The sequence below is a fragment of the Methylophilus sp. 14 genome (genome assembly GCF_015354345.1).
Taxonomy (GTDB): domain Bacteria; phylum Pseudomonadota; class Gammaproteobacteria; order Burkholderiales; family Methylophilaceae; genus Methylophilus.
On record NZ_JADKYS010000001.1, the window covers coordinates 617,948 to 642,992 of the forward strand.

Sequence of the window (25,045 nt, forward strand, 5' to 3'; positions counted from 1 at the left end):
AGTCTGCCCGAGAAAATCGCATGGCGCGTAAGTCCTCTTCTGAGTCGGTGGTCATCACCAATCCTGTGCTGCTCTATAAGCGCTTGTTTGCCTACGCCTGGCATTACAAGATGCATTTTGCATTGTCCATGGTGTCTACGGCTATTTTGGCCTCCAGCAACACCTTGTTTCTGGCACTGATTAAAGAAGTCACCGATGCAGGCTTTGCCAAGTCTGGCGACCATGATGCGTATGTGCTGCCTCTGATGTTGTTTGGCCTGATGGCCATCAGGGCGGTGGCCGGATTCTTTTCGGTCTATAGTTTGCGCACTGTGGCCAGGCGCGTGGTGGAAGTCTTGCGCAAGCAGATTTTTGCCAAATTACTGATGTTGCCAGTGAGTTTTTTTGATGCCAATTCCAACGGCTTGCTGGTCTCTAAAATGACCTATGACATTGAGCGCCTGTCTACTGTGGTCACGCGTTCTGCACTCAATGTGTTGCGCGATGTGCTGACAGTGATCGGCCTGATTGGCTACATGCTGTACCTGGATTGGCGTTTGACGCTGATTTTTGCCTTGGTTGCCCCGTTGATGGGCTTGTACCTGGCGCGCACCACGCCCAAATTGCGGGCCAATGCTAAAAAAGTGCAACAGGCGGTTGGCGAGATTACCAAAACCGCAGAAGAGGCGATTGCTGCACAGCGTATCGTGAAGATTTTTGGCGCGCAGGCGTTCGAGAATGACCGCTTTGGTGAGGTGGTGAGCCGCAACCGTCAACTCGAATTACGTACGGCCAGAATTTCTGGACTCAATAGTTTCGTGATTGAAATTTTGTCTGCCGTGGCCTTGGGACTGGTGGTTTTCTACGCGCTGGCGCAGTTTACCGTCGGCGAGTTTGCCGCCTTTGTGGGGGCGTTAATGATGCTGATTGCGCCGATTAAACATATCACTGCTGCCAATGAAGATTTGCAGATTGGCCTGGCGGCGGCGCAAAGTGTGTTTGATGTGCTGGATATTGAAAATGAAGTCGATCAAGGCAAGTATCAAGTTGGTCGAGCCCAGGGCGCCTTGCGTTTTGATCAAGTCACCGTGCGCTACCCGCAAGCCAAGAAGGATGCTTTGTCTGCCTTGAGTTTTGAGATTGCAGCGGGTGAAAAAGTCGCGTTAGTGGGCCGCTCAGGCAGCGGCAAAACGACGCTGGTTAACCTGTTGCCGCGCTTTTACGAGTCGCAACAGGGCCGCGTGTTGCTGGATGGCCACGATGTGCGGGATTACCAGCTCGACAATTTGCGCGCGCAGTTTTCGTTGGTCAGCCAGGATATTGTGTTATTTAACGATACCATCTTTAACAATATTGCCTATGGCGCGTTGCGTGATGCCAGTGAGCAGGAAGTGATTGAAGCGGCGAAAGCGGCGAATGCTTGGGAGTTTATCCAGCAAATGCCACAGGGCTTGCAAAGCGAGATCGGTGACCGTGGCGTACGCTTGTCCGGTGGCCAGCGTCAGCGCCTGGCGATTGCACGCGCTATTTTGAAAAATGCGCCGGTATTATTACTGGATGAAGCGACTTCGGCGCTGGATAGTGAGTCTGAATTGCATGTGCAAATGGCACTGGACCGCCTGATGCGTGACCGTACGACCATTGTCATTGCACACAGGCTGAGTACCATTGAAAATGCTGACAGAATTTTTGTCATGGATCACGGCAATATTATAGAAACTGGCTCACATCAGACCTTGCTGGCACAGAACGGCTATTACAGCAGGCTTTATCACAAGCAGTTTCAAGACGACTGATGTTGCGCACCTGGTTTGAACGGCAATGGCAAACACGCGGCTGGGCGCAATGTCTGCTGTTGCCGTTATCGTGGGTATTCGCGCTGCTCGCAGCAGGCAGGCGTTATGGTTACCGTATCGGCCTATTTTCCAGCCAGGCCTTGCCGGTGCCAGTCATTATTGTGGGCAACGTCTCTGTCGGCGGTGTTGGTAAAACGCCGTTGGTCATCTACCTAGCGCAACAATTACGGGCGGCGGGATTTACGCCTGGCATCTTGAGTCGTGGTTACGGGGGGCAGCATCGCGGTGAGGTGACGCCAGAGAGTGCGCCTGCACGATGTGGCGATGAGCCGGTGTTGATTGCCCGCCGCACGGGCTGCCCGGTCTGGGTAGACCCTGCACGGGCGGCTGGTGGCCTAGCCTTGCTCAAGGCGCATCCTGAGGTGAATGTGTTGCTCTGTGATGATGGCCTGCAGCATTATGCCTTGCAGCGCGATATTGAAATTGCCGTGGTGCAACGGCCATTAGGCATAGGCAATGGCCAACTATTGCCCGCCGGACCCTTACGCGAGTCCATGAATCGTTTACGCTCAGTCGACCTGGTGGTCGAAACCGGGCAGTTGCCAGCGTCGCCAGTGCATAGCCAAACTTATCAACTGACCTTGCACGCGGGTGCATGGACCTCGGTCGCAGATTTTGTGAGTGAAACCAACAATGACGCTTTACGCAAGCAGTCCGTTGCGCAGGGCCTGGTTGCGGTGGCAGGCATCGGGCATCCACAACGTTTTTTTCAGCTGCTGACGCACATGGGGCTGGACTTTGAACAGCGCCCGCTAGCAGACCATCATGCCTATACCCAGGCCGACTTGTTATCATTGCGCGGAAAAACCATCTTGATGACCGAGAAAGATGCCGTAAAATGTCAGCATCTGGGGTTGGAAAATGCCTGGTTTCTGCCCGTATCGGCAGAACTAACCCCTGTGGGTCATGATCAATCACTGGCAGCCTCTGTCATTGGCCTGTTGAAACACAAGCATGCAAAAGCAGCCATGCCACCATATAAAGGAAGTCAAAAATGAATCCCAAATTACTGGAAATCCTGGTTTGCCCAGTGACCAAAGGGCCGTTGGCCTACGATAAGCAAAAGCAGGAACTAGTCTCAAAAAATGCACGCCTGGCGTATCCGGTGCGAGATGGTATCCCCGTCATGCTGGAAGACGAAGCGCGTCGTCTGGACGAGCACGAGTACAGTGAATAACGATGTTTAAGGTTGTTGTTCCTGCCCGCTTTGCCAGCACACGGTTGCCGGGCAAACCACTGGTCGATATTGCAGGCAAGCCTATGGTTGTTCGCGTGGCCGAACAGGCCGCCAAAAGCCTGGCGAATGAGGTGGTGATTGCGACAGACCATGACGATATCCTGCACGCTGCTGGTGCATATGGTGTGGCGGCTGTGATGACACAGGTTGACCATGTCTCTGGCACCGATCGTATTGCTGAGGTCGTGGCGAAAATGGGCTGGCCGGATGAGATGATTGTGGTGAATGTGCAGGGCGACGAGCCGCTGATTGATCCGGTCTTGATTAACGAAGTCGCGCAAACCCTGGCCAGCGACCCGCATGCGGTGATGTCTACCGCCTGCCATCCTATTCATGAGGCTGAGGCGTTTGAAAACCCGAATGTGGTTAAAGTGGTATTAAATGCCAGACAGCAAGCCCTGTATTTCAGTCGTGCGGCCATTCCGTTTCCACGTGACGCCGAGTATAAGCAGTCTCTGGTCGCCCATCGCCATATTGGCATTTATGCTTACCGGGTGGGTTTTCTCAAGCAATACGCGAGTTTGCCAGTGACTGCACTTGAAAAAATTGAAAGCCTGGAGCAGTTGCGCGTGTTGTATCACGGTTATCAAATTGCGGTGACCATCACCGCGCATGCGCCTGCGAGTGGTGTGGACACCCCTGAAGATTTAGATTTGGTGCGGAAAGTATTTGTCGTGTCGTGATGTGTGAAACATAGGCAATAAAAAAACCTGCATCTGCAGGTTTTTTTATTGCGCGTTACGCGTCAATTAGTTTTTTCTCTGACGGCGTACAGCAATCGTACCCATCAAAGCCAAACCGGCAAACATCATGCCATATGTTTCTGGCTCTGGTACTGGCACCGTGATTGGGTTGATGGTGTAGCTACCTTCGTAGCGGCCACCAGCAATCAGGTTGAATTGCAAAGTGTAGTTACCTGCGGCCAGGTTGGACACGCTGAATGTGTATCTGGTCAGGTCAAATGGAACCAGGGTCGGTGCATAGCTGAATGTGTCATCTGCATCGCTGACCAATGTCAGGCCATCGTATAAACCAGAGTTGTTTTCATTAAGTAATCTCAGGCTTGGATCCAGCACGCCGGTCAAATCAAAGCTGCCGTCCAGGTAGGAGATATTGATTTTTACAGTGTTGGATAAGTTGGTGCCTGGAAGGTCTGTGCCACTAAACGTCGTGGTTGTTGCAAAAGCAGACGTACTGGCCAGCAATGAAGCTGCGATCAGAATATTCTTTAACATTGTGTGTTCCCCGTTAGATATTGTTCAATTGTTACTGGATGCGATTATGACAATATGACGTCATTGGGGAAATAGCCCATTAGGGTCAGGCGGGGAACTTCAAAAGAAATAAGTAGAAGTCAGGTCCTGAAAATAAAGTAAACAGCGCCCATCATGCACAAACCTGCCCACAGGTAGTCCCATTTCAGTGGCTGCTGCATATACATCACCGCAAACGGCACAAAGATGACTAACGTGATGACTTCTTGCAGGATTTTGAGTTGCGCCAGGTTGAGCTGGGTGAAGCCAATGCGGTTTGCGGGCACCTGAAAACAATATTCAATCAGGGCAATGCCCCAACTGGCAATGATGGCAATCCAGAGTGGTTTCTGGTGCAAGTCGCGCAGATGACCATACCAGGCAAACAACATAAACAGGTTGGCTGCTGATAGTAACAGGATGGTTTTAATCAGGGTGAACGACATGCCAGACCCATTTAAGAGAAACCGGGCGCGCAGTTTGATGCGCCACCCGGGATGATGCGGTTTGAATTAAATAGCTGCTTCGCCAGTTTCGCCGGTACGGATGCGGATGACTTGTTCGACCGAGGTGACAAAAATCTTGCCATCGCCAATCTTGCCGGTATGTGCGGCTTTAATAATGGCTTCAATGGCACTGTCTACCATGTCAGTGGCCAGGATCACTTCAATTTTGATTTTGGGCAGGAAGTCCACCACATATTCTGCACCGCGATATAACTCGGTGTGGCCTTTTTGACGACCAAACCCTTTGACCTCGGTCACGGTCAGGCCATTGACGCCAATGGCGGACAGGGCTTCACGCACTTCATCCAGTTTAAAGGGTTTAATGACGGCTTCTACTTTTTTCATACGCGCTCCGTGGATAAAACTTTGTCTAGCATTCTACGCAACCAGTGCTGTTTATTCAAATATCACTGTGAGGCACTGGTTAGCCGGGTTAAAAAGTCAGGTTGCAGGTAATCGGGTAGCGGCGGTCTTTGCCAAATCCGCGCTCGGAAATGCGCACACCGACGGCGGCCTGCCTGCGTTTATATTCGTTACGGTCTATAAGGCGTGTGACGCGCTGCACGTCCGCCTGCGCATAGCCTAGCTTGACGATGGCATCCAGGCTGTAGTCTTTTTCCACATAAGCCTCCATGATCGCATCGAGCACCTCATAAGGCGGCAGGCTGTCCTGGTCGGTCTGGTTTGCACGCAGTTCTGCACTGGGCGCCCGTGTAATAATCCGCTCCGGAATGACGGTGCCCAACTGGTTGCGATAGGCCGCCAACCGGTAGACCAGCGTTTTAGGTACATCTTTAATCAGTGCAAAGCCGCCAGCCATGTCGCCATATAGCGTACTGTAACCGACGGCAGTTTCAGACTTGTTACCCGTGGTCAGCACCAGGCTACCGAATTTATTGCTGATGGCCATCAGTAACATGCCGCGAATACGCGCTTGCAGGTTTTCTTCGGTGGTATCAAATGATTTGCCTGTGAACTCTTCAGCGAGCGTGTCGCAAAAGCCTTCAAACAGCGGCTTGATCGGTAACACGCTGTACTCAACGTCGACCAAGCGTGCCATTTCAGCCGCGTCTTCTACACTGATGCCCGCCGTAAACTCTGACGGCATCATCACCGCTTTCACGCGCTCTTTGCCTAGGGCGTCGACCGCAATGGCCAGCGTCAACGCCGAGTCTATGCCACCGGATAAACCCAACACCACGCCGGGGAATTTGTTTTTATTGACGTAGTCTTGCAGGCCCAGCAACAAGGCTTTATACACGGCAGCTTCCACCGCCAGTGGCGGGGCAATATCGGTCGGCTGCGGCTGTATGCCGTCTATGTTTAGATAGCCCAGGCTTTCTTCAAACATTGGCAGCTCTTGCACCAGTGCACCCTGGCTATTCATGCTGAACGAGGCGCCATCAAAGACCAGTTCATCCTGACCACCCACCATATTGGCATAGACCATGGCCAGGCCTGTCTCCTGAATACGCTCACGCAAGACCTGATAGCGGGTTTGCTGTTTGTGCATGTGGTAGGGCGAGGCATTGATGGTCAGCAGGACTTGCGCGTCCGCTTGCAGGGCTTGTAAGGCAGGGCCGGGTTCCCAGCTATCGGCGCAGATTAAGATGCCGTAGCGGACACCATGCCATTCAAAGACTACTGGCAAGTCTCCTGCCTCAAAATAACGTTCTTCATCAAAGACGCTATAGTTGGGCAGGTTGTGTTTGTGGTAAGTGACCTGGATTCTGCCTGAGTGTATCACCGAGGCTGCGTTATAGCGTTTGCCTGCCACCGTATGCGGATGGCCGATAACCACTGCCATATCGGTAGGCAACTGTTGCTCTAACCATTGCAGGGCGCGCTGGTTGGCGGCATAAAAGTCTTGTCTGAACAGCAGGTCTTCGGGCGGGTAGCCACACAGCGCCAGCTCGGGTGTCAGTAACAGCCTGACACCTGCCGCATAGGCCTGCTGAGCCAGTGCCAGGATGCGTTCTGCGTTTTGTTGCATGGCACCGACCATGCAGTTCATTTGAGCAATTGCGAGTTTCATAATGCCCTATGGATGGAGCCCTGTTTGATAGTGCCCTGATGGAATATGTATGCGGTCAGTATTTGCCACCGGCAGCTTTAATCAGCTCTACCATGGCAGGGTTCTGGCCTTTTAGTGCGTAGACATAAGCGGTGAGCCCGTATTGATCGCGGGTTTTCACATTGGCTTCATGCTCCAGTAGCAGTCGTGCCATGTCAGGTGAGTTGTTGCTCACGGCTAAATGTAGCAGCGGGGTGCCTTCACTGTCCTTGTGGTTAACATCTGCCTTGTGCTCCAGCAGCGCTTTGGCAACCTCGGTCTGGTTCTTAGTCACGGCCCAGGTCAATGCTGTCCACTCATGTTCATCTTCTTCGTCCACCTTGGCACCATGTTCCAGCAGGTAAATGGCGGCAGGCGTATGGCCTTCTCTGGCCGTAATCATTAACGCCGTGGTGCCGAGTTTATCTTTGAGGTTAGCATCTGCACCATGGCTTAAAATGGAGGTGATGGTAGGCACGTCACCACTTTTGGCCGCATACATGAGCACAGTTTTACCATCTGATGCGCGTACATTGGCGTCAAAGCCACGCGCAATAATCAGGCCCACCACTTCGCTATAGCCTGAGGTCGCAGCCAGGCCCAGCGCGCTCCAGCCTGCCGGGTCGCGTACTTTAACGTCAGCCCCTTTTTCCAGCAAGGCTTTCACGGCGTCAATATTGTTCTTTTTGGCCGCGAACATCAGCGCGGTCCAGCCACCCTGGTCTTTGGCGTTGATGTCTGCACCGTTGGCCAGTAACTCAGTAATCACCGCTGCCTGGTTTTTGCGCGCGGCATACATGATGGGCGTGATTTTTTCGCTGTCGGTCACATTGGGGTTGGCGCCACTTTTGAGTAACGCTTTCACCGTGGCCAGGTCGCCTTTGGAGGATGCGATCAACAGGTAAGAAATATTGGCACTGGGCTCTATGCTGGTTTCATCAACAGGCGGCGCTTTTTTTGCCGCCTGTGCAGGCAGGGATAGCCCCAGCAACAGGCAGGCGCTCATGCAAAGGGCGCCAAGCCGATGGGTTGTCTGAGGACGATGCTTCATGCCGTTTCCTTTGCTTATTTTGTCGCGCGCTTGATGGCTTCGAGTACCGCTTCACCGAGGCCAGCAGGGGAAGCCGCAACCACACAGCCAGCCGCTTCCAGCGCAGCGATCTTGTCTTCTGCTTTGCCTGAGCCGCCGGAAATAATCGCACCGGCATGGCCCATGCGTTTACCTTTAGGTGCCGTCAGGCCTGCGATATAGGCTGCCACAGGTTTGGTGACATGATGCTTGATAAAGTCAGCCGCAGCCTCTTCATCGCTACCGCCGATTTCGCCAACCATGATAATGGCTTCCGTTTCAGGGTCTTTCTGAAAGAGTTCCAGGCACTCGATAAAGTTCAGGCCTTTGATCGGGTCGCCACCAATGCCAACGCAAGTGGTTTGACCCAAACCCAGTGCAGTGGTTTGATGCACGGCCTCGTAAGTGAGCGTGCCTGAGCGTGACACCACGCCGACTTTGCCGCGTTGGTGGATACTGCCTGGCATAATGCCGATTTTGCATTCACCTGGTGTAATCACACCGGGGCAATTTGGCCCGATCAGTTTGGTGCCATTGGCACGCAATGCGGCTTTGACATTAAGCATGTCGAGCACGGGAATGCCTTCGGTGATGCAGACAATTAATTCGATACCTGCATCGGCGGCTTCCAGAATGGAGTCTGCGGCAAATGGTGGCGGTACATAAATCACACTGGCATTGGCCTGGGTTTCTTTCACCGCTTCACGCATGGTGTTAAACACGGGTAAATCCAGATGTTGCTGGCCGCCTTTGCCCGGTGTTACGCCACCCACCATTTTGGTGCCGTAGGCCAGTGCCTGTTCAGAGTGAAACGTGCCTTGTTTCCCGGTGAAGCCCTGGCACAATACTTTGGTATTTTTATCCACTAAAATTGCCATGACTACACACCTTTACTCACTGCTTTGACCGCTTGCTGGGCGGCATCAGTCAACCCTTCGGCGGAAATAATATTCAAGCCGCTGTCACGCAGCATCTGTTTACCTAGCTCTACATTAGTGCCTTCCAGGCGCACCACGACAGGAATCGTCATGCCAACTTCGCGCACGGCGGTGATGATACCGGTGGCAATGATGTCACAGCGCATGATGCCGCCAAAGATATTCACTAAAATGGCTTTAACATTCTGGTCTGCCAGAATGATTTTGAATGCCTTGGTCACCGTTTCTGCCGTGGCACCACCGCCTACATCAAGGAAGTTGGCAGGCATGCCGCCGTGCAGCTTAATTAAGTCCATGGTCGCCATGGCCAGGCCTGCGCCGTTCACCATGCAGCCGATATTGCCATTCAGGGCAATATAGTTGAGGCCGCTATGATGGGCCTCGGCTTCTTTGGCATCGTCTTGTGACCAGTCGCGCATTTCGGCAAATGGTTTCTGGCGGTATAAGGCATTGTCATCCACCGTCATTTTGCAATCCAGCGCAACCAGCTTGCCATCCGCAGTAACGATCAGCGGGTTGATTTCCAGCAGCGCCAAATCGTTGTCTTTAAATAATTTGTACAAGCCCTTGGACAGTTTGGTAAATGCACTAATCTGGTCGCCACTCAAGCCCAGGCCGAAGGCCAGGTTGCGTGCCTGGTAGTCCACCAGGCCATTCAGCGGGTCACAGACCTCCTGCAGAATTTTCTCTGGCTGCGTAGCGGCGATTTCTTCAATATCCATGCCGCCCGCACTGGAAGCGACCATGACCACACGCTCCAGCGTGCGGTCTACCAGCATAGACAAGTACAACTCGCGTGCAATCGGCAAGGTTTGTTCCACCAGTACCTGGTGTACCGGTTGACCATCGGGTGCGTTCTGGTAAGTCACCAGGTGCTTACCCAGCAGGCTGCCCGCGACTGTTTGCGCTTCCAGCGCAGACTTCACCACTTTGACACCGCCGGCTTTGCCGCGGCCACCCGCGTGCACTTGCGCCTTAACGACCCAGGCTTCGCCACCTAATTCTTTCGTGGCAGCAGCGGCAGCTTCTTCAGATTGGACAACCAGGCCAGACGGGGTAGCCAAACCGTACTTTTGCAGTAGCTGTTTGGCTTGATATTCGTGCAGATTCATGAAAATAAGAGATTTTTATGATTAAGCATCTATTTTCGCGCAAATACCCCGGCAAGGCTAGACTACAAACAAAAAAACCGCACACAAGTGCGGTTTTATCTGTGCTAACGCAGCCTTTACAGGTCTTGCGCCCAGGCGTTGCCATAGACTTTGCCATTGCGGGGGAGAATCAGCATCTGGTACATGCTGATCACCCACATATAACTGGAGGCCAGGCTGTAGCCAATGCCGCCAATGATCGTCAGCCAGGCAAAGTGTGGTGACAGTTTGGTCAGCCACCAGGACATGACGTCCACAATCAAAAACGCAAACGGGAAAGCAATCGCAACGATTTTGGCGGTTTTGGGCACGTTGACGGCAAAACTGAAAATCAGGCCAATGAAAAAGAAAATAAAACTGATGCCAAATAAGTGAATATGCGACACGCGGGTCAGGCCGCTAATGGTGGCGCCTTCATTCACTTCTGCACGGGCTTTCACTTCCTCATAGTTGGTGAAGTTCGGAATCCCTGGAATATTGCTGTGGCACATCACACAGTGCTGGGCGAAAATTTGTTTGTAATGTGATTCCCACTGGTCTTGTGGCGCGCCTTGTTGCGCCCATTTGATAATGTCCTCGCGTACTTCCAGCGGTGCCTTGTCAGACATGGAGCCATTGAGCTTACTTGCCAGCTTGGTGCCGCTGCGGTCGCCATAGTAGCTGTAGACAATATCATTGACGGATAATCCGAATTTGCCATCGGCCATGCCGTGTGTGAGCATGATTTGCAGGCCGGCCATGCACAGGCCGACACCAATCACCAGCAGGTAGCCGATAAACAGCGCTTTCAGCGGCAATGGCAGGTTGGGCAGGTTCAACCATGGTAGTGTTTGTGCGTCTTGTTTCATTCAATTTCCCGGGGTTTTTTAGTTTGCTTGCAAGCATACCATCGCTTGTGGCATTCCAAAAACAGAAATACTCCTTAAAAACAAGCTGTTCTCAGTGATTGGGGAGGCAGCTGGTATAATCGCGCTTTTGTTCGATTAGTGATTGTTATCATGCGTTTAGTGGTTCAAGGTCCTGCCATCACCATGGCACATTTGTCTCATATTCATGGCCTGGTCGGTGGGCATACACAATTCATGCAAGTGGCGCAGCATGCCTATTACCTGCCAGTGGCCGACGGTGAGTACCAGGACGTGAAGGCTTTTTGCACCAGCCAGCAAATAGATTGCGCCCTGGTGGAAGATAGCCACCGCTTGCAGAAAATGGGCTTGTGCGTAATGGACATGGATTCCACCCTGATTGCCATTGAATGCATTGATGAAATCGCCGACATGATGAACCTCAAGCCACAGGTGGCCGAGATCACAGAAGCCGCCATGCGCGGTGAGCTCGATTTTGCTGCCAGTTTGCGCAAACGCGTGGCCTTGCTCAAAGGGTTGCCTGAATCTGCCCTGCAGCGTGTGATTGAAGAGCGCTTAACCTTTAACCCGGGCGCGCAAGACTGGATTAATACCTGCAAACAACATGGCATTAAAACCATGGTGGTGTCTGGCGGGTTTACCTTCTTTGCCAATTATGTCAAAGACATACTGGGGCTGGATTATGCCGTCTCTAATACCCTGGAAATCGTGGATGGCAAACTGACTGGCCAGGTGGTGGGCGATATTGTAGATGCCCAGCGCAAAGCCGACGAACTGCTCAAATTGCGCGCTGTATTAGGCCTGGATGCTACACAAACCATTGCGATTGGCGATGGCGCCAATGACCTGACCATGATGGCCGTGGCTGCCGTGGGCGTCGCTTATCATGCCAAGCCAGTGGTGCAACAGCAGGCCATGTATGCCCTGAATGTGGCCGGGCTGGATGGCGTGGCGAATTTGCTCACTGTTTAAAAAAAACCATCTAAAAAAGCCCTGTGAAAAGTGATGGTGAAAGCGGCTAGGCTGAATCACCACAAAGCGGCTACGCTGAATCACCACTTAGGTAAGCCAGTTCAATCTCGCTAAAGCCAGCCTGTTTGCGGGCCTCCATATTGAATGGGGGCCTTAATTTTGGCGCCTGGTATTGCTGGCGCAACGCCTCAAACGTTTTGACGATGTCTAGCCCACGTTGATCACATAAATACTGGAACCAGCGGTTGCCAATCGCCACATGGCCGATTTCGTCACGCAGGATAATGTCCAGGATGGCGGCCGCAGCATGGTCACCCGCTTGCGCCAGTTTCTGTTTGAGTGGCGGCGTGGCATCCAGTCCGCGGGCTTCCATGGTGCGTGGCACCAGCGCCATACGCGCCAGCACATCAGATTGGGTTTTTTCGACCATCTCCCACAGGCTGTTGTGGCCATCAAAGTCACCATAATCAAACCCCAATGTCTGCAGGTGCGCGCGTAGCAGCGAGAAATGGTAGGCCTCTTCTTTGGCGACTTGCAGCCAGTCACGGTAATAGTCTTGCGGCATATCGGCAAACCGCCAGATGGCATCCAGTGCCAGGTTGATGGCATTGAACTCAATGTGCGCCAACGCATGAATGAGCGCAGCCCGGCCTTCGGCCGTGTTCATGGCACGACGTTGCACTTGTTTGGGCTGCACGAGTGCGGGTTTGTCTGGACGGCCAGGGATGGATTGTGCAGGTGCGCCTAGTGTGGCATGTATGTCAGGGTGGAGTGTTGCCTCCCACAGCAAGGCAACTTGCTGGCATTTCTCTTGCGGATCACTAAGGGTCAGTGCTTGTAGGGCGAGGGTTCTCAGGCAGGATGTCATAGCGTTGGAATTTTACCGTGAATTGGCTGCCGATGTGATGCGTGATTGGATGAGGCAGCCCTGCTGAAACAGTGATGCTGGCATTGTGGTGTTCTGCAATTTCGGCAACGATGGCTAGTCCTAGCCCGCAGCCATTGCCCTGGTTAGGATCGAGTCGATGGAAGCGTTCAAAAATGAGTGCTGTCTGGTCGTCAGGAATGCCGACGCCGCTGTCCGACACCTGTAGCACCAGGGATTGCTCACTTTGCCATAGGCGGATCACAATCAGCCCTTGCTCGGGCGTATATTGAATGGCGTTTTCCAGCAGGTTGTTCAGCATTTCTGACAGCATTAATGCATCGCCTAATACCTGATCATGCTGGGTTTCAATCAGCACTTCCAGTTCCAGTTGCTTATCAGATGCCGGGCCTATCCAGCGCGCGCACTCCTCAGAAATAATACTGGTCAGCGAGACTGGCTGAAACACCAACTGGCTGCTGGCGGCATCGGTCCTGGCCATGCTCAGCAGGCGCTGGATCAGGTGTGATAAACGCGTTGTGCTACGCAGCATGTAATTCAATGGCTCTTGCACCGCTTCTGGTGGATGGCTTCTAAGCGCCAGTTCAGCCTGGGTTTGCAGGCCTGCAATCGGCGTGCGTAGCTGGTGTGAGGCATCGGCAATAAATTGCTGTTGTTGCTGTAACCCCGCTTTCACCCGTGACAGCAGGGCATTCATGGCTTGCAGCAATGGATGTAGCTCCAATGGCGAGGAGCTAGTATCCAACGGGCTGAGGTCGCGGTGCGAGCGCTGATGCAATGACTCCCTGAGGTCTTGCAAGGGTTTAAGTGCAAAGTGTATGCCTAACTCAATCACAATAGCGGCTAAGAGCATCATCAGCACTTGCGGCAGGAGCATTTCTTCCACCATTTCTGCCACCATGGCATCACGTTTGCCGGTGGTTTCTGCCATGGTGATCAGGATGTTACGTGCATCAGCAGACTTGCTTTCAGGCAAGCCAAACGTCACGGCGCGAATTGCTTCGCCTTTATACAGGTTGTTGTAATAAATCTGCTGGTTGCCTGCGGGCGGTTTGGCCGGGAGTGGCAGGTTGGCCTCGCCAAACACCAGCTTACCTTGTGGCCCGCTGATGCGGATATAAATGCGGTCACCTTCGTTGTAACTGAGCAGGTGACTGGCGACCTCCGGGATCTCAATTTTGACTTCATTGTTGGCGTCTATAATCACTTCATCGGCCAGCGCGAGCACTGTACGCAATAAGGATTGATCGTAGGCTTGCGTCGCATAGTGCAAGGCGCGTGAGTAGGAGAGGGCAGCAGAGACCCCGAGCACCAGCAACATGGGTAGCAATAGCCACAAACGCAGCTGGTTTTTGAGTGAGCGTGGTCCCATGGTCTTAATGAGTCATTACAGGCTTAAGTGTTCCGCTTCCAGCATGTAGCCCAAACCGCGTACTGTACGGATATGGGCGCCACTGGGTTCAATTTTTTTGCGCAGGCGGTGGATATATACCTCAATGGCATTATCACCTAAGGTTTCGTCCCAGTTGCACAAAGACTCCATGATTTGCTCTTTGGCAATGATTTTACCCATGCGCATCATCAAAGTTTCCAGCAGGTTGAGTTCGCGTGCTGACAGGGTGATGAGCTGGTCATTAATGCTGGCCAGTTTATTGGCGACGTCCAGTTTCAGGTTGCCGCATTGTAATGGCAGGTTGTTGCCCAGTTTGCTGCGGCGTATCAGTGCTCGCACGCGCGCTTCAAGCTCTTCGAGGTGAAACGGTTTGGTCAGAAAGTCATCTGCGCCCAGGTCCAGCGCTTGCACGCGCGTGGCGACATCTTCACGCGCGGTGAGAATCAGCACGGCAATCGCGTTAGCCTGCTGGCGCAGGTGTGACAGCAACTGCATGCCGTCCATGGTGGGTAAGCCCAGGTCCAGAATCACCATGTCGTATACATCATCCTGAATCGCTCGTAAGGCTTGCTTGCCATCGGTGACGTGGTCAACCGCGTACTGTGACTGGCTGAGGGCACGTACCAGTCCGTTTGCAATCACTAAATCATCTTCCACAATTAATAAACGCATCGCTGATATCCGCTCGTCTGAATATGTCCAGTGTACCTCAATGCTGCCGGGTTTTTCGTTTGTAAGTTTGCTGCAAGCCAAGCGTAAGTTAGCTGTAAGGAGAGCGGCGTATTGTGCAGGTGTGGACAATGAACAGCTTGCCACGATGCCAAGCAAATACAGAATATTAAATAAGCAGCAGCGATTAAGGAGCGATCATGATCAAGACCCTGTTAGTCATGTCGGGATTTATTTTTTCAGCCTATGCCTTGGCCGGGACTAACCCCTCGCCACATGATCAGGTTGAAATGCAAAAACATTTGAAAGTAGCCAGACACGCTGTCGCGCAGCCAGCGGTCAGCTCCCAAAAGGAGGTTGACAAAAAAACTGCGCAAACCAAGTAACTGTGAAGTTGCCTAAGCGCGCTGAATTCCCTGCAGCGCGTTGAGGCAATCAGCGGTTTCGTGTGTATCCTCTCACTTTGACCACGCGTAAGCGTGGTTTTTTTTGCCTGGCATTAATGCAGTTGCAGAATGTCCAGCTTGCCTGCTTTCATATCTGGCACCAGCAAATGATGGTCGTCCTGCGTCAGCGCAATATCGGCGGCCGATTGATAGCCCTCTTTAATCAAGCTGACTTTATGTTGCGGGTCAACACGGAATAGTTTGCCGGACTTCCAGTCGCTGACATAAATGTTACCGTTTGCCTGCTTAACAATCCCGTCACCGCCGCCAAAACCGCTAGCCACTTCGTCCAGTTTTTTCGTCAGCAGGTTGTAGTCATAAAGCACGCCAGAGGTGAAGTCGACTAACAGCAGGTGTTCGCCTTTGGCATCGGCCAGCAAACCATTAGGCGCTAAAATACGTGCATCCATGCTGCCATCCAGCAATAAGCTCAGCTGACGCTGGGGTGTGACTTTATAAATAATGCCGCCTTTACCGCTACCCAGAATATCACCACTGTCACTGATATACAGATTGCCATTGGCATCTGCACTCAAGTCGTTGAGGAATTGCGGCACTTTGGGAAAGTCAGTCGCTGCCAGAAATACCTCTGCACTGGCGGTGGGCTGGTTCAGGGCCACACGCAGCACGCGTGCCTTGTCAGCAATATATAAATCATTGCCGATGATAATCAGGCCTTTGGGGTCATCCAGGCCTTGCACTAGTACCGAGGTTTTGCCGTGGTCGATGACGCGGATCTGGCCGTCACGATCCTGGCCAAAGCCATTGATTTCAGACACGTAAATTTTGCCATCGGCAGCTTGTACCACAGACTCAGGCGTTAACAGGCCATTCACCGGCTCTAACCCATGTGCCTGGCTGTGGCTGCTGAGGGTGAGCAGCAGCGCGGCCAGTACGCTGGAAACCAATATACGGTGAACACGATGGGCAAACAACATAAACACTCCTAGAAAAAGGCTTTGGGTTGGCTTAAGGTGTTGATGCTATTGCATAACGCCTGATAGGTTTGTACCGGGGCTTGCGACACGGATTGCTGGAACACCTGATTCTGCTGTAATTGCTGGATCACCTGGTCAAATGCACGCTGGTAGGACTGATGGGTAAAGTACTCTACGTTATAAGTCAGCCAGCCGCGTGATTGACCTTCGCCTTTAACGGTCACCAGTGGTTTGCCCAGTGCGCTGTCAGCTGCGGGCTGGTTGTAGACTTTGGCGGTGATTTCGCTATAAAAAACACCGGTTTGCGGGTTGTAAAACATATTGGGTTCAATCACCACCAGTGCCTGGCCTTTCGCCTCAGCCTCGCAACTGGACGTGGTGTATTTTTGTGCCTGGAAGCTGCTTAAGCCCACGGTTTCGGCGGCTTCGGCACGGTTATGCCAATAGTTGAGGTAAGGGTTCAGCAGGCGGACCGGATGCTGGTAAAAAGACTCTGGCACCTGGATGACCAGGGCAGGGGAGGTCTCTGCCTGACTCAGGCTAATCCAGCCCAGGCAGAGCGCGCCAGTGATAGACAATAACATGCGTTTCATACATTGCTCCTGAAAAAATACTTTGCAGCGTGTGGTTACAGGCTGCGAATACGGTAAATCCAGCCGGTCAGGTCATCTGACACATAGAGCCAGCCATCGGCACCGACAATCACATCTACCGGTCGTCCCCAGGCTTGTTTGCCTTGTAGCCAGCCACTGATAAATGGGACGCTTGCCACTGGCTGTTGGTTCCTGAATTGTACACGCAGCAAGGCGTAGCCGCTGGGTTGTTTGCGGTTCCAGGAACCATGCAAGGCCACAATCGCATCCTGTTTGAGATCGTCAGGCAGTCGGCTTTGATGTAAAAAGGTGATGCCTATGGGCGTACTGTGTGCCGGCAGTGTCAGTGCGGGTGCTTGCACCTGTTGGCAAACACCAGTTTCGCCTACAAAATTGGGGTCTTGCATAAGTTGCCCCGGCTGTGCCGGATTCGCCCAGCAATAGGGCCAGCCATAATGCTGGCCTGCTTCAATCTTGTTCAGGTGTTCTGGCGGCAAGTCGTCATCGACCACACCATTTTTTTGTCCGCTGCGGTTATCTGCGCCATTGTTGGTGGCAAACATTTCGCCGCTTTGTGGATGCCAGGCAACACTTTGGCTGTTGCGTAGTCCGCGCGCCCAAATGGCACTTTGTGCATGGCGGCCAACGGTCAGCAAGGCGCCTGCGGGCCGACCATCCAGGGTGTAGCGCAATAGCGTGGCGCGCGTCGGATTGTCTTCAACGCAGACATTACAACTGGAGCCGACATTGATAAACAGGTAACCATCCGGCGACAGTTTGAGTGTTTTCAGACTATGGCCACCACTGGGCAAGTTGCGGATAAAGGGTTGCGGTGCGCCCCAACTATCGCCTTGCTTAGCTAGCTTGACCACGCCGGTTTGCTCGGCCACCAGCAAGTCTTCGCCCAGTAGTATCAGGCCGTGTGGTGCGTTGAGGCCTTGTGCAATGACTTCTGCTTTACCTTGTGCATTTAAACGCACAATACGGCCGGTGTCGGACAAACTGACTAATAGCCGCCCCTGGCTATCTAGCGCCAGCATGCGCGGTGCACCCAGGGCACTCACATCACTAAAACGCTCAATCTTGAGCCCGGCCGAGACTTCCAATGTCGATAAGGCAGCATCTACCGCTGGTGTTTGCGCCATGGCGTAATGCAAACCAATCGCCATACACAAACCCGTGACTGCAATCAGCAGCAAGCGCGAGACTTTATTAGGCGGAGAGGTTTGCGCGTGTACCGTGGTCATGTCAGTGTGTCTGCCCAGATGTTTTCTGCCCAGGCTTGTGCGTATTGGCCTTCCTGTGTGCTGGCTTTGGCTGACACGCCGCCACCTTCGGCGGATACCATGGATTTTTTGGCTGGGTCATAACGATAGACATTGGCCACATGCATGGCTTGCTGGTCATCGACAAAGCTATAGCAGGTGTTAGCGAATACCGGCAGCGGGTTAGGTGCGTTGCCCATTTGCAAATCTATGATAGCAGCGGCGCATACTTTTGCCTGCGAGGTGGCCATATGGGCAGATTTTGGCAACCCGGCCGAAATACTGTCACCTATGATATGCACATCCGGCTGCAAGCTCGATGCATAAGTAACAAAGTCGACTTCGCACCAGCGGCCATCCACATTATTCAGGCCAGCCACTTGTGCCACTTTGCCCGCCAGTTGCGGCGGAATCACATTCAGCACGTCTGCTTTTACCGTTTCAAAGTCGGTTTTAATGGTTTTACTGGTGGTATCCAGTTGCAGGATTTCGCTATTGTTATGGTATTCAATGATTCCTTGGTAAGTGCCATTAAAGCTTTGCAGGAACAAGCCTTTTTTGGAGGTAATGTCGGCATTGGCATCCAGAATCAGCACTTTGCTGCGAGGCTTGTGCTGTTTGAAATAATGCGCGACCTGGCAGGCACGTTCATAGGGGCCGGGCGGGCAGCGGTAGGCACCGGTTGGGATTGTCATCACAAACACGCCGCCATCCGGCATACTTTCCAGCTGTTGTCTGAGTTGCAGCGTTTGCTTGCCCGCTTTCCAGGCGTGCGGAATATCGGCCACAGGCGCGGGCATGCCTGGAATCTTGCTGACATTAAAGTCCACGCCAGGCGCCAGTATCAGCCGGTCATAGCTGAGGTTGCCGCGCGTAAGTTGCACTTGCTTATTAGCGAGGTCAACCGAAGTCACGCTGTCTTTGACCCAGTGTAGCCCATGCTGTTTGCGTGATAAGTCATAGCCAAAACTTAACTGATCCAGCGTGCGGCTACCACCCAGCACCAGGTTGCTTTGCGGGCAGGAGATAAATTGCGGGTTAGGCTCAATGATGGTGACTTTGAGGTTGCCCATGCTCCATGCGCGTAAATATTTGGCGGCAGTGAGGCCCGCAAAGCCTGCGCCCACAATCACCACATGGCCCAACGGTGGTTTGCTGGCACGCGCAAAGGCGGGCAGGCCATAAAAGGCGAGTCCGCCATAAATCACCGAGCGCATAAATTGCCTGCGTGAGGGCGTGTGTGGCTGGCTGGCCAATATTGAATCGTGTGTCATTATTGCGCCCCCTGAAATGATTGATGTGGCAAAGCCTGTGGCGTTTGTCTGGGTTGTTGCGCGAAATAGCTTGCCAGTGCCGTGATTTCTGCGCTGGTCAGGCCTTTGGCGTGGTGGTGCATGACCGTGGACGACACCGAGCCATCCTTAAAGCCCTGCATGCGCTGTACAAAATAATCCTGATTGAGGGCGGCTAGCGTAGGCGTGCCGCCCAGGCTATTGCCGTTCGGGCCGTGGCAGGCAGCACAAGAGGCCGCGAGGGTGTGAATCGCCGAAGCGTCTTCTGCCTGCGCCGACAGCGTCCATATGATGGCACAAGCCCATAACATACTTGCGTATACCTGCTTCATGCTTTCCCCCAATGTTGTTGTGATGACTCACATTATTGTTAATGGCTGCCCAGGCGAGCGTGACTATGGTTACACACAGTCGCAAACCAATCGCCTGAAAACAAAAACGGCCATGAACCTCATGACCGTTTTTGTTTAATATCGTTGCGAGTTGCCAGCGATTAGAAGCACTTTTCTTCCTGACAGCCATCGTTTTTGGTGCCAAGTTCAGTCAGCAGGTCGACCATTTTCTGGTTACCTTCTTCTTTAAAGTAGCGCACCAGTGATACATCACCCTTGAGTTTGACGTTGACATCCGCCCCGACAGATGCCAGGTATTTCATGGTTGTGGTGTCGCCGATAAATGCAGACATATGGAAAGCCGTGTTATGGCTGGCCGGGTGCACATAGTTCAGGTCAGCGCCTTTGGACACCAGGTATTTCACGACGTCCAGTCTGCCTTTTGATGCCGCCATTTGCAGTGGCTCCCAGGCAAAGAATTTCTGTTTTACCAGGCCAGGGTCAGCTTCTACAAACTTTTTGACCACTTTCACGTTACCACCTGTGAGCGCCTCGGTAAACTCCATGTACTCCTCATCTGACAGCGCAAATGCCTGCAAGGCAAATGACAGTGAGAACAAGGCCACTAAAAACTTAACTGATTTCATAATCTCTCCAAACACCTGATTTTCGTTTTTTAAAAAAATAACAACTTTGTTTTGATTGCGGAGAGCCCAGTGAAGCCGGGCGCTCCGTTTAACCTACAAACTTGCGTGCGTTTCTGAACATGCGCATCCAAGGGCCGTCCTCTTGCCACCCGTCTGGGCGCCAGGAGTGTTGTACGGCTCTGAACACGCGTTCAGGGTGTGGCATCATGATGCTGAAACGGCCGTCTTGCGTGGTGAATCCAGTTAACCCTTGTGGTGAACCATTCGGGTTAAACGGGTAGACCTCGGTCGCTTGCGCAGCATGGTCGACATAGCGCACAGTTGCCAGTTGCTGTTGTAGCACACTTGAGACCGCGCTGGCATCAGTAAATTCCGTAAAACCTTCACCATGTGCGACAGCAATCGGCATGCGGCTACCGGCCATGCCATCAAAGAAGATCGATGGCGATGACAAAATCTCGACCAGGGCCACACGGGCTTCAAACTGTTCGGACTTGTTACGCACAAAATGCGGCCAGTGTTCGGCGCCAGGGATGATGCTGTGCAGGTTGCTCATCATCTGGCAACCGTTACACACGCCCAGGGCAAACGTATCGGCACGGTTAAAGAAGGCGCTGAATTCGTCGCGGGCACGGCTGTTGAACAGGATGGATTTGGCCCAGCCTTCACCCGCACCCAGCACGTCGCCATAAGAGAAGCCGCCACAAGCCACCAGGCCAGCAAAGTCTGTGAGTGACACGCGGCCGCTGATGACGTCGCTCATGTGCACGTCTACGCTGTTAAAGCCTGCGCGGTCAAACGCGGCCGCCATCTCAGTCTGGCCGTTGACGCCTTGCTCACGCAAGATCGCCATGTTCGGGCGTTTGCCAGTGTTGATATAAGGCGCAGCAATATTGTCGTTGAGGTCAAAGCTGAGTTTGGCATGCAAGCCAGCGTCGCTGGCATTGAGGATGCGGTCGTACTCTTGTTGTGCACACACAGGGTTGTCACGCAGGCTTTGCATACGATAGGTGGTTTCAGACCACATGCGGTGCAAGTCGATACGCGAAGCTTTGTACTGCGTGCTGCCTTGTTTAATCACAATGTCGTGACCATCATTGATCTGGCCGATACGGTGTACACAGTTGCCCAGTGCTTGTTGCAACTGTGCAATAATCGCGGCGGCATCGGCAGTGCGCACTTGTACGACGGCGCCCAGCTCTTCGTTAAACAGGGTGCTGATCGCATCACCACCCAGGCTGGATAAATCGATATTGAGGCCACAATGACCGGCAAACGCCATTTCCGCCAGCGTGACATACAAGCCACCGTCAGAACGGTCATGGTAGGCCAGCAGTTTGCCATCACTGTTGAGTTGCTGGATGGCGGCAAAAAACGCTTTCAATTGCGCAGGCTGGTCAACGTCAGGCACGGCGTTGCCCAATTGCTTGTAGACCTGCGCCAGTGCCGAGCCGCCCATACGGTTGCGGCCATTACCGAGGTCGATCAGGATCAGCTCAGACTCGCCCAAGTCGGTGCGCAGTTGCGGCGTGAGGGTTTTGCGTACATCTGGCGTGTTGGCAAACGCAGAAATCACCAGCGAGATTGGCGCAGTCACGGCTTTGTTTTCACCGTTGTCTTGCCACACGGTTTTCATGCTCATGGAGTCTTTGCCGACCGGAATGCTGATGCCCAGTGCCGGGCACAGCTCCATGCCCACGGTTTTGACCGTCGCGTACAGCGCGGCATCTTCACCGGCATGGCCAGCTGGGGCCATCCAGTTGGCAGACAGTTTGAGGTTGCCGATTTCGCTAATGGACGCGGCAGCAATGTTGGTGATGGCTTCACCAATCGCCATACGACCGGAAGCCGGGGCATCAATCAGCGCCAATGGCGCTTTTTCGCCAATGGCAAAGGCTTCGCCGATATTGGTTTCAAAGCCAGCACAGGTCACCGCCACGTTGCTCACTGGCACTTGCCATGGGCCGACCATCTGGTCGCGCGCGATGAGGCCGGTGACGCTACGGTCACCAATCGTGATCAGGAAGGTTTTATCGGCCACGCCCGGCAAGCGCAGGACGCGTGCCACGGCATCGTTCAGGTCTATCTTGCTGGTGTCAAACGCAGACCATGATTTTGCGACGGACTTGACGTCGCGCAGCATTTTAGGCGGCTTGCCCAACAAGACGGAGAGCTCCATATCGACTGGTTTGTTGGCAAAGTGCGTGTCTTCGACGGTTAAATGACGCTCTTCCGTCGTCACGCCCACGACTGCGAACGGACAACGCTCGCGCTCACAAATCGCTTCAAATAATGGCAACTGGTCTTGCGTCACGGCCAATACGTAGCGTTCTTGCGCTTCGTTGCTCCACAATTCGCGCGGGCTCATGCCTGGCTCTTCGTTGTGTACGTCACGTAACTGGAACACCGCGCCGACTTTAGCGTCGTTGACCAGCTCCGGGAAGGCGTTGGAGATCCCGCCTGCACCGACGTCATGGATGCTTAAAATCGGGTTTTTGTCGCCCATTTGCCAGCAGCGGTCAATGACTTCTTGCGCACGGCGTTGCAGCTCAGGGTTGCCACGTTGTACGGAGTCAAAGTCCAGGTTTTCGGTATTGGCACCCGTATCCATACTGGAAGCCGCGCCACCGCCCAGGCCAATCAGCATGGCCGGGCCGCCCAATTGAATCAGGGCTGAGCCAGGCGGAATGCTGTTTTTAAAGCTATGGCTGTCAGAAATGTTACCAACACCGCCGGCCAGCATAATCGGCTTGTGATAACCACGGACTTCAGATTGGCCATCGGTGGTAGTCGTTGCCAGTTCAAAGGTACGGAAATAACCGGCAATATTAGGACGGCCAAATTCATTGTTATAGGCGGCGCCACCGAGTGGGCCATCGATCATGATTTGCAAGGCGCTGGCGATACGGCCAGGCTTGCCGTAGTGTTCTTCCCAAGGCTGGGTGAAATCTGGCAGATTGAGGTTGGAGACTGAGAAACCCGCCAAACCTGCTTTCGGTTTGGAACCGATACCTGTCGCACCTTCATCACGAATTTCGCCGCCTGCACCCGTGGCAGCCCCGGCAAATGGGGAGATCGCAGTAGGGTGGTTATGCGTTTCTACCTTCATCAGGTAGTGCATATTGTCTTCTACAAACTGGTAGCTTTGGTCGGCAGATGGGTAGAAGCGCTTGGTTTTCTGGCCTTGTACAATCGACGAGTTATCAGAGTAAGCTACCACGGTGTGGCCTGGGTTCAACTTGTGCGTGTTGCGGATCATGTTGAACAGCGACAGCTCTTGTTGTACGCCGTCGATCACCCAGTCGGCGTTGAAAATCTTGTGGCGGCAATGTTCGGAGTTAGCCTGCGCAAACATCATGAGTTCGACGTCGGTTGGGTTGCGGTCCATTTTGCGGTAGTTTTCCAGCAGATAGTCGACTTCGTCTGGAGATAAGGCCAGGCCCATGTCGCTGTTGGCGGCTTCCAGTGCGGCCTTGCCACCGGCCAGGATATCGACGCTGGATAATGGTTTCGGGTCGGCGTGGTGATACAGTTTTTCTGCATCGGCCAGGCTGTAGATCACGGTTTCCGTCATGCGGTCCTGGATCGCTGCGCGCAAAGCCTGTTTTTCACTGTCTGTCAGTGGCTGGCCGTTTTGGCTGGTCACATAGTAAGCAATGCCACGCTCCAGGCGCAACAGGCTGCTCAGGCCACAGTTGTGGGCAATGTCAGTGGCGCGTGACGCCCACGGTGAAATAGTGCCTATACGTGGCGTGACCAACAGCAGTTCGCCTGTCGGTGATTCGGTGTCCGTGTGCGGGCCGTAAGTCAGAATCTGGCGCAAGGTGTCTTGCTCAGCGGTGCTCAGGGCGGTTTCGCTAAAGGCGAAATGCACAAACTCGGTGTAAATATGGGCGATATTCGGTGCGCTGACCTTGAGGGCGCTATACAGCTTATCGAGACGGAATTGCGAGAGGGCGGCGCTGCCGCGCAGGCTAAAAAAATGCGCTTGACTGGACATGTGACGGTTGGATTTTTCAATGAAAATTCAAACCGTTATTTTAACAGAAAGCGCGTTGTCTCGCAGGGTTAATGCTTGCCGGTAATGAAAACAGCCACCATCAGGTGGCTGTGTTGACAGTAGATACAGATTAACGGCTTAGTCTTTGCCGATTTCGTACACTTCTTCTTCGGTTTCACCGATTTTGCCAGTCACTGCGTCGACTTCCACTTCGACTTCTTTGCCGTTAGCCTGTTTAATATCAAACTCGTACACCGGGTTACCATTTTCCAGTTCGTACTCTATGCTTTCCACTTCACCTGGATATTTGTCCAAAGCTGTTTTTTTGGCTTGTTCCATGGTGACTTTGGCTTTGGACTTGAATTCGTCGCTATTAGGGTCAACATCGATTTCCTCTTCAAAAACCTTGCCGGTTTTGGCATCACATTCGACCTCCCACTCTTTGCCGTCTGTGCCGACAATGTCGAATTCGTAAATTGGGCCACGGCCCTTTTCAATTTCTGCTTCCAGCGAAACCACTTTGCCTGGATGTTTGGCCAATGCCGCTTTCATGCATTTTTCCATTGGGCCATTGTGGCTGTGTTGACCTGCGTAAGCAGAAAGACTAAACAATGCAGCTACTGTTGCAATCACTAATGTTTTATTCATGACAGACATCTCCTTGATTGTTCGAGTGAAAAATTCACCGTTGCATATATTACAAC

The 25,045-nt window shown here is 53.0% G+C and carries 25 protein-coding genes; 6 read left to right on the forward strand and 19 right to left on the reverse strand.

The genetic code is table 11. The features are described 5' to 3' along the window. The first annotated feature begins 20 nt into the window (after nt 1-20). The 4 genes from msbA to kdsB are packed head-to-tail and all read left to right on the forward strand — an operon-like array spanning nt 21 to nt 3,755. Nucleotides 21-1,775 (forward strand): lipid A export permease/ATP-binding protein MsbA, encoded by a 1,755-nt coding sequence (gene msbA / locus INP78_RS03090; protein ID WP_194740715.1) that lies wholly within the window; start codon nt 21-23, stop codon nt 1,773-1,775. Continuing rightward, on the forward strand, nt 1,775-2,833 hold the full coding sequence (lpxK, locus tag INP78_RS03095) for a tetraacyldisaccharide 4'-kinase (RefSeq protein WP_194740716.1): 1,059 nt from the start codon (nt 1,775-1,777) through the stop codon (nt 2,831-2,833). Before msbA ends, lpxK begins: the two co-directional genes overlap by 1 nt. Next, nucleotides 2,830-3,012, forward strand: coding sequence for a Trm112 family protein (locus INP78_RS03100; RefSeq protein ID WP_194740717.1), 183 nt, complete (start codon nt 2,830-2,832; stop codon nt 3,010-3,012). The genes lpxK and INP78_RS03100 overlap by 4 nt, the downstream gene beginning before the upstream one ends. A gap of 2 nt (nt 3,013-3,014) precedes the next feature. Further along, the gene (kdsB, locus tag INP78_RS03105; RefSeq protein ID WP_194740718.1) at nt 3,015-3,755 is read left to right on the forward strand and encodes a 3-deoxy-manno-octulosonate cytidylyltransferase; all 741 of its coding nucleotides are present in this window, start codon (nt 3,015-3,017) and stop codon (nt 3,753-3,755) included. A gap of 66 nt (nt 3,756-3,821) precedes the next feature. On the opposite strand, the gene INP78_RS03110 is transcribed toward kdsB, so the two are convergent. The 8 genes from INP78_RS03110 to INP78_RS03145 all read right to left on the reverse strand — a co-directional run bounded on the left by INP78_RS03110 (nt 3,822) and on the right by INP78_RS03145 (nt 10,890). Then, nucleotides 3,822-4,307: an FxDxF family PEP-CTERM protein gene (locus INP78_RS03110; RefSeq protein ID WP_194740719.1), complete on the reverse strand. Its 486-nt coding sequence runs from the start codon at nt 4,305-4,307 to the stop codon at nt 3,822-3,824. Between the two features lie 119 nt (nt 4,308-4,426). Further along, a complete protein-coding gene (locus INP78_RS03115; RefSeq protein ID WP_194740720.1) occupies nt 4,427-4,771 on the reverse strand; it encodes a DMT family protein in 345 nt (114 codons plus the stop codon). Nucleotides 4,772-4,837: 66 nt separating this feature from the next. Next, nucleotides 4,838-5,176 carry a P-II family nitrogen regulator gene (locus tag INP78_RS03120; protein ID WP_029148398.1) on the reverse strand — a complete coding sequence of 113 codons (339 nt, stop codon included), beginning with the start codon at nt 5,174-5,176 and terminating at the stop codon, nt 4,838-4,840. A gap of 88 nt (nt 5,177-5,264) precedes the next feature. Beyond that, nucleotides 5,265-6,866, reverse strand: coding sequence for an NAD+ synthase (locus tag INP78_RS03125; RefSeq protein ID WP_194740721.1), 1,602 nt, complete (start codon nt 6,864-6,866; stop codon nt 5,265-5,267). A gap of 55 nt (nt 6,867-6,921) precedes the next feature. Continuing rightward, a complete protein-coding gene (locus INP78_RS03130; protein WP_228522619.1) occupies nt 6,922-7,935 on the reverse strand; it encodes an ankyrin repeat domain-containing protein in 1,014 nt (337 codons plus the stop codon). A gap of 14 nt (nt 7,936-7,949) precedes the next feature. Next, on the reverse strand, nt 7,950-8,831 hold the full coding sequence (sucD, locus tag INP78_RS03135; RefSeq protein ID WP_194740722.1) for a succinate--CoA ligase subunit alpha: 882 nt from the start codon (nt 8,829-8,831) through the stop codon (nt 7,950-7,952). Nucleotides 8,832-8,833: 2 nt separating this feature from the next. Next, nucleotides 8,834-10,003 carry an ADP-forming succinate--CoA ligase subunit beta gene (gene sucC, locus INP78_RS03140; RefSeq protein ID WP_194740723.1) on the reverse strand — a complete coding sequence of 390 codons (1,170 nt, stop codon included), beginning with the start codon at nt 10,001-10,003 and terminating at the stop codon, nt 8,834-8,836. Between the two features lie 116 nt (nt 10,004-10,119). Further along, entirely contained in the window at nt 10,120-10,890 is a 771-nt protein-coding gene (locus tag INP78_RS03145; RefSeq protein WP_194740724.1) for an elongation factor-1 alpha, read from the reverse strand. A gap of 150 nt (nt 10,891-11,040) precedes the next feature. Between INP78_RS03145 and serB the strand changes: the two genes are divergently transcribed. Next, the gene (gene serB, locus INP78_RS03150; RefSeq protein ID WP_194740725.1) at nt 11,041-11,880 is read left to right on the forward strand and encodes a phosphoserine phosphatase SerB; all 840 of its coding nucleotides are present in this window, start codon (nt 11,041-11,043) and stop codon (nt 11,878-11,880) included. Nucleotides 11,881-11,950: 70 nt separating this feature from the next. On the opposite strand, the gene INP78_RS03155 is transcribed toward serB, so the two are convergent. Genes INP78_RS03155 through INP78_RS03165 form a run of 3 tightly spaced genes read right to left on the reverse strand, consistent with a single transcriptional unit; the run spans nt 11,951 to nt 14,831 of the window. After that, the gene (locus INP78_RS03155; protein WP_194740726.1) at nt 11,951-12,748 is read right to left on the reverse strand and encodes a ferritin-like domain-containing protein; all 798 of its coding nucleotides are present in this window, start codon (nt 12,746-12,748) and stop codon (nt 11,951-11,953) included. Continuing rightward, nucleotides 12,702-14,138 (reverse strand): sensor histidine kinase, encoded by a 1,437-nt coding sequence (locus tag INP78_RS03160; RefSeq protein ID WP_194740727.1) that lies wholly within the window; start codon nt 14,136-14,138, stop codon nt 12,702-12,704. Before INP78_RS03160 ends, INP78_RS03155 begins: the two co-directional genes overlap by 47 nt. Nucleotides 14,139-14,153: 15 nt before the next feature. Further along, complete coding sequence (locus tag INP78_RS03165; protein WP_019881673.1) at nt 14,154-14,831, reverse strand: response regulator transcription factor; 678 nt, start codon at nt 14,829-14,831, stop codon at nt 14,154-14,156. A 197-nt stretch (nt 14,832-15,028) separates the two neighbouring features. Here INP78_RS03165 and INP78_RS03170 point away from each other — a divergent pair, with 197 nt between their 5' ends. Then, on the forward strand, nt 15,029-15,214 hold the full coding sequence (locus INP78_RS03170) for a hypothetical protein (RefSeq protein ID WP_194740728.1): 186 nt from the start codon (nt 15,029-15,031) through the stop codon (nt 15,212-15,214). Nucleotides 15,215-15,327: 113 nt separating this feature from the next. Here INP78_RS03170 and INP78_RS03175 read toward each other — a convergent pair whose 3' ends face one another. From INP78_RS03175 to INP78_RS03210, 8 genes are all read right to left on the reverse strand, one after another. Further along, the gene (locus INP78_RS03175) at nt 15,328-16,212 is read right to left on the reverse strand and encodes an SMP-30/gluconolactonase/LRE family protein (protein ID WP_194740729.1); all 885 of its coding nucleotides are present in this window, start codon (nt 16,210-16,212) and stop codon (nt 15,328-15,330) included. Between the two features lie 8 nt (nt 16,213-16,220). Further along, nucleotides 16,221-16,805 carry a hypothetical protein gene (locus INP78_RS03180; RefSeq protein ID WP_194740730.1) on the reverse strand — a complete coding sequence of 195 codons (585 nt, stop codon included), beginning with the start codon at nt 16,803-16,805 and terminating at the stop codon, nt 16,221-16,223. 35 nt (nt 16,806-16,840) lie between these two features. Beyond that, a complete protein-coding gene (locus INP78_RS03185) occupies nt 16,841-18,052 on the reverse strand; it encodes a sorbosone dehydrogenase family protein (RefSeq protein ID WP_194740731.1) in 1,212 nt (403 codons plus the stop codon). Beyond that, complete coding sequence (locus tag INP78_RS03190; protein WP_194740732.1) at nt 18,049-19,344, reverse strand: NAD(P)/FAD-dependent oxidoreductase; 1,296 nt, start codon at nt 19,342-19,344, stop codon at nt 18,049-18,051. Before INP78_RS03190 ends, INP78_RS03185 begins: the two co-directional genes overlap by 4 nt. Next, the gene (locus INP78_RS03195) at nt 19,344-19,694 is read right to left on the reverse strand and encodes a c-type cytochrome (protein WP_194740733.1); all 351 of its coding nucleotides are present in this window, start codon (nt 19,692-19,694) and stop codon (nt 19,344-19,346) included. The genes INP78_RS03190 and INP78_RS03195 overlap by 1 nt, the downstream gene beginning before the upstream one ends. Before the next feature lie 161 nt (nt 19,695-19,855). Further along, nucleotides 19,856-20,341: an ankyrin repeat domain-containing protein gene (locus INP78_RS03200; protein WP_194740734.1), complete on the reverse strand. Its 486-nt coding sequence runs from the start codon at nt 20,339-20,341 to the stop codon at nt 19,856-19,858. Between the two features lie 88 nt (nt 20,342-20,429). Beyond that, complete coding sequence (gene purL / locus INP78_RS03205; RefSeq protein WP_194740735.1) at nt 20,430-24,341, reverse strand: phosphoribosylformylglycinamidine synthase; 3,912 nt, start codon at nt 24,339-24,341, stop codon at nt 20,430-20,432. 138 nt (nt 24,342-24,479) lie between these two features. Next, nucleotides 24,480-24,989, reverse strand: coding sequence for a PepSY domain-containing protein (locus INP78_RS03210; RefSeq protein WP_194740736.1), 510 nt, complete (start codon nt 24,987-24,989; stop codon nt 24,480-24,482). Nucleotides 24,990-25,045 lie beyond the last annotated feature (56 nt).

What these genes read in the sequence shown, in the direction of transcription:
- msbA (WP_194740715.1), top strand. Translation starts at nt 21, where the DNA reads ATGGCGCGTAAGTCCTCTTCTGAGTCGGTGGTCATCACCAATCCTGTG.
- lpxK (WP_194740716.1), top strand. Translation starts at nt 1,775, where the DNA reads ATGTTGCGCACCTGGTTTGAACGGCAATGGCAAACACGCGGCTGGGCG.
- INP78_RS03100 (WP_194740717.1), top strand. Translation starts at nt 2,830, where the DNA reads ATGAATCCCAAATTACTGGAAATCCTGGTTTGCCCAGTGACCAAAGGG.
- kdsB (WP_194740718.1), top strand. Translation starts at nt 3,015, where the DNA reads ATGTTTAAGGTTGTTGTTCCTGCCCGCTTTGCCAGCACACGGTTGCCG.
- INP78_RS03110 (WP_194740719.1), bottom strand. Translation starts at nt 4,307, where the DNA reads ATGTTAAAGAATATTCTGATCGCAGCTTCATTGCTGGCCAGTACGTCT.
- INP78_RS03115 (WP_194740720.1), bottom strand. Translation starts at nt 4,771, where the DNA reads ATGTCGTTCACCCTGATTAAAACCATCCTGTTACTATCAGCAGCCAAC.
- INP78_RS03120 (WP_029148398.1), bottom strand. Translation starts at nt 5,176, where the DNA reads ATGAAAAAAGTAGAAGCCGTCATTAAACCCTTTAAACTGGATGAAGTG.
- INP78_RS03125 (WP_194740721.1), bottom strand. Translation starts at nt 6,866, where the DNA reads ATGAAACTCGCAATTGCTCAAATGAACTGCATGGTCGGTGCCATGCAA.
- INP78_RS03130 (WP_228522619.1), bottom strand. Translation starts at nt 7,935, where the DNA reads ATGAAGCATCGTCCTCAGACAACCCATCGGCTTGGCGCCCTTTGCATG.
- sucD (WP_194740722.1), bottom strand. Translation starts at nt 8,831, where the DNA reads ATGGCAATTTTAGTGGATAAAAATACCAAAGTATTGTGCCAGGGCTTC.
- sucC (WP_194740723.1), bottom strand. Translation starts at nt 10,003, where the DNA reads ATGAATCTGCACGAATATCAAGCCAAACAGCTACTGCAAAAGTACGGT.
- INP78_RS03145 (WP_194740724.1), bottom strand. Translation starts at nt 10,890, where the DNA reads ATGAAACAAGACGCACAAACACTACCATGGTTGAACCTGCCCAACCTG.
- serB (WP_194740725.1), top strand. Translation starts at nt 11,041, where the DNA reads ATGCGTTTAGTGGTTCAAGGTCCTGCCATCACCATGGCACATTTGTCT.
- INP78_RS03155 (WP_194740726.1), bottom strand. Translation starts at nt 12,748, where the DNA reads ATGACATCCTGCCTGAGAACCCTCGCCCTACAAGCACTGACCCTTAGT.
- INP78_RS03160 (WP_194740727.1), bottom strand. Translation starts at nt 14,138, where the DNA reads ATGGGACCACGCTCACTCAAAAACCAGCTGCGTTTGTGGCTATTGCTA.
- INP78_RS03165 (WP_019881673.1), bottom strand. Translation starts at nt 14,831, where the DNA reads ATGCGTTTATTAATTGTGGAAGATGATTTAGTGATTGCAAACGGACTG.
- INP78_RS03170 (WP_194740728.1), top strand. Translation starts at nt 15,029, where the DNA reads ATGATCAAGACCCTGTTAGTCATGTCGGGATTTATTTTTTCAGCCTAT.
- INP78_RS03175 (WP_194740729.1), bottom strand. Translation starts at nt 16,212, where the DNA reads ATGTTGTTTGCCCATCGTGTTCACCGTATATTGGTTTCCAGCGTACTG.
- INP78_RS03180 (WP_194740730.1), bottom strand. Translation starts at nt 16,805, where the DNA reads ATGAAACGCATGTTATTGTCTATCACTGGCGCGCTCTGCCTGGGCTGG.
- INP78_RS03185 (WP_194740731.1), bottom strand. Translation starts at nt 18,052, where the DNA reads ATGACCACGGTACACGCGCAAACCTCTCCGCCTAATAAAGTCTCGCGC.
- INP78_RS03190 (WP_194740732.1), bottom strand. Translation starts at nt 19,344, where the DNA reads ATGACACACGATTCAATATTGGCCAGCCAGCCACACACGCCCTCACGC.
- INP78_RS03195 (WP_194740733.1), bottom strand. Translation starts at nt 19,694, where the DNA reads ATGAAGCAGGTATACGCAAGTATGTTATGGGCTTGTGCCATCATATGG.
- INP78_RS03200 (WP_194740734.1), bottom strand. Translation starts at nt 20,341, where the DNA reads ATGAAATCAGTTAAGTTTTTAGTGGCCTTGTTCTCACTGTCATTTGCC.
- purL (WP_194740735.1), bottom strand. Translation starts at nt 24,341, where the DNA reads ATGTCCAGTCAAGCGCATTTTTTTAGCCTGCGCGGCAGCGCCGCCCTC.
- INP78_RS03210 (WP_194740736.1), bottom strand. Translation starts at nt 24,989, where the DNA reads ATGAATAAAACATTAGTGATTGCAACAGTAGCTGCATTGTTTAGTCTT.